The sequence below is a fragment of the Paenibacillus sp. KS1 genome (assembly GCF_001680695.1).
Lineage (GTDB): Bacteria > Bacillota > Bacilli > Paenibacillales > Paenibacillaceae > Paenibacillus_B > Paenibacillus_B suaedae.
The window spans coordinates 1-4410 of the sequence record NZ_MAIS01000166.1 but is presented as its reverse complement, the minus strand read 5'-3'; the positions used below and the strand labels follow the sequence as shown (position 1 = coordinate 4410).

Genomic DNA, 4410 nt, shown 5'->3' with positions numbered 1-4410 from the left:
TAGAGAATTATTTTCTCTAACCCTCTTCTCTTATTGTTACAGATCGAGTAAAGGCAACATCCATTCCTTTAACCCCCGAACTTGTCCACGTTTACGAATGCGAAATACAACCCTATTCACCAAATCGTTTTAAACTTTCTAGGAAATCACCAACAGACAGCTCGCTTATTTGATTTAGTAGGTTATCCATTTGGGTTTTCTTGCGAAGAGAGCCCACCAGCAATACCTCAACTGCTTGATCGCGATCAACAAGAACAGATTGAACTTGCAGGGAATTGGTTAATAATGCAGCGATAACTGCAATTTGGTCGATGCTTAGTTTAGGGCAGTTGGCTTTTTTCTTATTATTATTTTTAGAGTTTCCGTTTCCATTTCCACTTGATTTTTTATTATTATTTTTTGAAAAGGACACAGCCACTCACCCTCTTGTCAGATTACTCTCCAATTGTCTCTGCCGGTACTGCCCCCGTTCCTTGAATGATCCCAAACGCATAGGCAACGAACAGAACTATGACCACAATGAGAAGTATCAGTCGTTTATTGTCATCTTCATCGGTCATGCTCATTCTCATTCTCCTTGGTGACGCGGTATTTTATCATGATTATTGTAATCAGGATGAGGGGGAAAGGTTCCAACAGTTCGGCCTAATCTGGCAGTAAATCATCCAGAATACTGGCTTACAAAAATGTAATGTGGCAAATACAGTGTATTTCGTTGACTTTTGATCGTCTAATCGATAAAGTTACGAATGCGACTACAGTGATAAAGAGGGTTACAGATGAACGCGTATCTATTTCCAATTAAATTTGCTTTTCTTACGTTCCCGATAGCGGCATTACTCTTGACGCTTCCTTTTTTAATCGTGCAATATCGCAAATACGGGTATGTCAATAAGGTTCGCGCTTTGGTGCTTTATTCCATGCTGCTCTATTTTATTTCTGCTTATTATTTGGTGATATTGCCGCTGCCGCAAAATGTGCACAATTGTGTGGATCGGGCAGGTGCAGTATTTGAGCAGCTGCGCCCATTCCAATTCGTTCGCGATATTATGAAGGAGTCTAATGTTGAATGGTCGCATCCAACGACCTATGTACAGCTGCTGAAGGAAAGAGCCTTTTTCCAGGCCGCATTCAATGTGGTATTGACGCTGCCGCTTGGCGTATATATGCGCTACTATTTCCAACGATCGTTCTTGCAGACGACGGTTATTGCATTTCTTGTCTCATTATTTTTTGAGATTACGCAACGAACAGGCTTGTATGGGTTCTACGATTGTCCATATCGGTTGTTTGATGTAGATGACTTGATTTTGAATACTGCAGGGGGCTGTATCGGATTTTTACTGGCACCAGTATTTACATACTTCCTGCCGCGTTCACACCAGCTGGATGATCATGTAGATCTGAGCAAGAGGCCTGTTGGATTCATCCGCAGAGGAATCGCGGTGTGGCTGGATATGACATTGCTATCGATTATCATGGGTTGCATATACATTGTATACCGTACGATTGCATATGGAGACAACTATAGCAATTTCGAGCTGAGTGAATTCAATTTCTTGTATTTGGCAGCAGGTGTTTTCGTTTATTTTATACTCATACCAACGTTTACGGATGGGAAAACCTTCGGCAAATGGGTAACACGTATCCACTTGGTTCAGGACGATACAGAGGGTTCCCTTTGCAGAATTACATTTGTCGGTTTGCTGAAGCGATACGGTATATTGTATTTCGGTGTGGGTGGCATCAATTACGTACTTGGCTATGTATTGAAGTTCAACGAGGCTATGGATTCGCTGGTTATGATATTGGTAGTGATTGCGTGGCTTGGTTTCAACGGTTTACTCTTCCTGCACCTCATGCTGCATCTGTTCAAGAAAGATAAGCGTCTATTTTACGAAAAAATAAGCCGAACTCGTAATGTGATTACCATCCCAGAACGAATGAGGCGAGAGATGGCAGACGAACATTATGCTCCTTCTGCGCAGGATGAATCAGTTGGTAATGAGCCTGAAATCACTTCTATACCAAACTACGATGACATCCTGAACAAAGAGCTGGTTGTTGATGACGTGACAACCTCAGTACCATCCAGACATGAAGTGCATTCAGATGAGACACCTGAAAATCAGGTTATGCAGGCTCCGCAGTCAACAGGGTCAGCACGTTCGAATAATGCTCGCGACTTGGTTGATCAAGAGCTGGCTCGTCTGAAGGAGAAGCTGGCGAAGAAAGAAGAATAAATACAAATAAGAAGGGCCTCTAATGATCACAACATTTGTGATCATAGAGGCCCTTCTTCTTGGAATTTCGTTCATCTAAATCGAGATGCGGGCGTAAATTGGTAATAAATGCAGTATAGAACAATATCATTCGTTCTTTGACCAGAAGTGTTACTCCTAATGGTGCGCCAGCAACAGTTCTTAACGAGACTTACTCTTTGCCTTCTACTGAGCCATCCGCACTAGGACGGAAGGATGGTGGCTTGGGGCTTTTTTTTGGACGGAAACGTGCCGCTACGTAGTTGCGCTTGCGGTCGCGATAAAATATCCATCCCCCTATGAAACCCACGCCAATAATGAACAGAAGCAGACCAGCGGTGAAGGGCAGCCATTGGAATGCGGGAGCAGACAGCTTATCATTGCCATGGTCGACCACATAATCGAACACAGCATTTTTCATAAGCAGAAATCCGCTTGTCGCGGTTACGCCTGGAATAACCAGAAGCAGAACCGCAATAAATCGAGTGATAACATGTGTTTGCTTCATTATGATCTTCACCTGCTCACGTCATGTAAGTTAGCTTCATATTACCTTGATTGCGCATACTTGTCTAATGTTTCCTCTCCTTTAGAACCAATAGAATGACAGTTGTCATGTTTGCTGCGCAAAGAAAAGGGAGTACAATAGAACCATCGGAAATGAACACGAAAGGAGAGTTGCTTGCATGACGAAACAAGTAGATGTTGCGATTCTGGGTGGAGGAACTGGAGGTTATATCGCTGCAATTGCAGCAGCCCAGGCTGGCAAGTCAGTCGCTGTCATTGAGCGTGAGAAGCTAGGGGGAACATGCTTGCATCGAGGATGCATCCCAAGCAAGGCTCTGCTTCGGAGTGCTGAAATATACCGTCAGACAGGAGAAGCCGCATCCTTTGGCATCGAGATTGAGGGACGGAAGCTGCGCTTTGATCGGGTTCAGGCCCGCAAGCAGAAGGTTGTAGACCAGCTTCATAAAGGTGTGCAATTTCTGATGAAGAAGCACAAAATTGAAGTCATTCATGGAGTGGGACGGATTATGGGCCCTTCCATCTTTTCACCGAGAAGCGGCTCAGTCGCCGTAGAATGTGATGAGGGAGAAGCGATTACAATCGTACCGAACCATGTCATCATTGCAACAGGATCACGCCCGCGCATATTGCCGGGACTTCCAGTAGATCATCCTTCTGTTGTTACGACGGATGAGGCGCTAGAATGGACAGAGCTGCCGAAGCGAGTGGCGATTCTAGGGGGCGGAGTCATTGGGGTAGAATGGGCTTCCATGCTGACAGACTTCGGTGTTGAAGTGAATGTCATTGAGTCTGCTGCTCATCTCGTTCCGCAGGAAGATAAGGACGTCTCAACCGAACTTCAGCGTCAATTGGCGAAGCGTGGTGCGCGAATACATACACAAGCAATTGTTGAACCGGAGAAGGTTCAGATAGATCCAGACACAGGAGAAGTGAAGCTCGAGATTACCTCGAACGGACAAGCGATAGACATAAATGCAGACAAGCTGCTCGTATGTATAGGAAGACAGGCCAATATTGAGAACATTGGGCTGGAAAATGCGGGCATTGAATACGGCAATGGTCGAATTATTGTTAATGAATTTATGCAAACAAATGAGTCTCATATATATGCGATTGGCGATGTTGTTGGGGGATTACAACTTGCTCATGCTGCATCTGCAGAAGGAATTCTTGCAGTGCGTCACATATGTGGCGAGGCAGAGACGGGAATCGATTCCCGTCGTATACCTCGCTGCATCTATACAGCGCCAGAAACGGCATCCATCGGTTGGACAGAGAAGGAAGCAGTTGAAGCGGGGTATTCGATTAAGACGAGCAAAGTTCCGTTCCAAGCAATAGGCAAGGCAATTGTGCAGGGTGATACGGCAGGATTCGTGAAAATAATTGCAAATGCGGATACCAATGATTTACTTGGGGTTCACATTGTCGGGCCTCATGCTACGGAACTGATTGGCGAGGCAGCAGTTGCACAATGGCTTGATGCAACACCATGGGAAGTAGGCGAAGTTATTCATCCCCATCCTTCTTTAAGCGAGATTATGGGCGAGGCAATGCTTGCTGTTGATGGTCATGCGTTGAATCTATAAGTGCATGTTCAAAAAGGTCGGTTTTCAGCACCGAG

5 protein-coding genes are annotated in these 4410 nt (G+C 44.9%); 2 read left to right on the top strand and 3 right to left on the bottom strand.

Going from position 1 to position 4410, the window contains the following annotated elements; all coding sequences use genetic code 11:
* Nucleotides 1-112 precede the first annotated feature (112 nt).
* Both BBG47_RS27150 and BBG47_RS31150 read right to left on the bottom strand, forming a co-directional pair.
* On the bottom strand, nt 113-412 hold the full coding sequence (locus BBG47_RS27150) for a hypothetical protein (RefSeq protein ID WP_021252961.1): 300 nt from the start codon (nt 410-412) through the stop codon (nt 113-115).
* Nucleotides 413-434: 22 nt separating this feature from the next.
* Nucleotides 435-566: a hypothetical protein gene (locus tag BBG47_RS31150; protein WP_302621975.1), complete on the bottom strand. Its 132-nt coding sequence runs from the start codon at nt 564-566 to the stop codon at nt 435-437.
* A 213-nt stretch (nt 567-779) separates the two neighbouring features.
* Here BBG47_RS31150 and BBG47_RS27145 point away from each other — a divergent pair, with 213 nt between their 5' ends.
* Nucleotides 780-2243, top strand: a complete 1464-nt coding sequence (locus BBG47_RS27145; protein ID WP_065294341.1) for a VanZ family protein — start codon at nt 780-782, stop codon at nt 2241-2243.
* Between the two features lie 190 nt (nt 2244-2433).
* Here BBG47_RS27145 and BBG47_RS27140 read toward each other — a convergent pair whose 3' ends face one another.
* Nucleotides 2434-2769 carry a DUF2627 domain-containing protein gene (locus BBG47_RS27140; protein ID WP_065294340.1) on the bottom strand — a complete coding sequence of 112 codons (336 nt, stop codon included), beginning with the start codon at nt 2767-2769 and terminating at the stop codon, nt 2434-2436.
* Nucleotides 2770-2947: 178 nt separating this feature from the next.
* On the opposite strand from BBG47_RS27140, the gene lpdA reads away from it, so the two are divergent.
* Complete coding sequence (gene lpdA, locus BBG47_RS27135; RefSeq protein WP_065294339.1) at nt 2948-4375, top strand: dihydrolipoyl dehydrogenase; 1428 nt, start codon at nt 2948-2950, stop codon at nt 4373-4375.
* Nucleotides 4376-4410 lie beyond the last annotated feature (35 nt).

Coding starts and splice junctions, on each gene's coding strand:
- BBG47_RS27140 (WP_065294340.1), bottom strand. CDS start 2,769: ATGAAGCAAACACATGTTATCACTCGATTTATTGCGGTTCTGCTTCTG.
- BBG47_RS31150 (WP_302621975.1), bottom strand. CDS start 566: ATGAGCATGACCGATGAAGATGACAATAAACGACTGATACTTCTCATT.
- BBG47_RS27145 (WP_065294341.1), top strand. CDS start 780: ATGAACGCGTATCTATTTCCAATTAAATTTGCTTTTCTTACGTTCCCG.
- lpdA (WP_065294339.1), top strand. CDS start 2,948: ATGACGAAACAAGTAGATGTTGCGATTCTGGGTGGAGGAACTGGAGGT.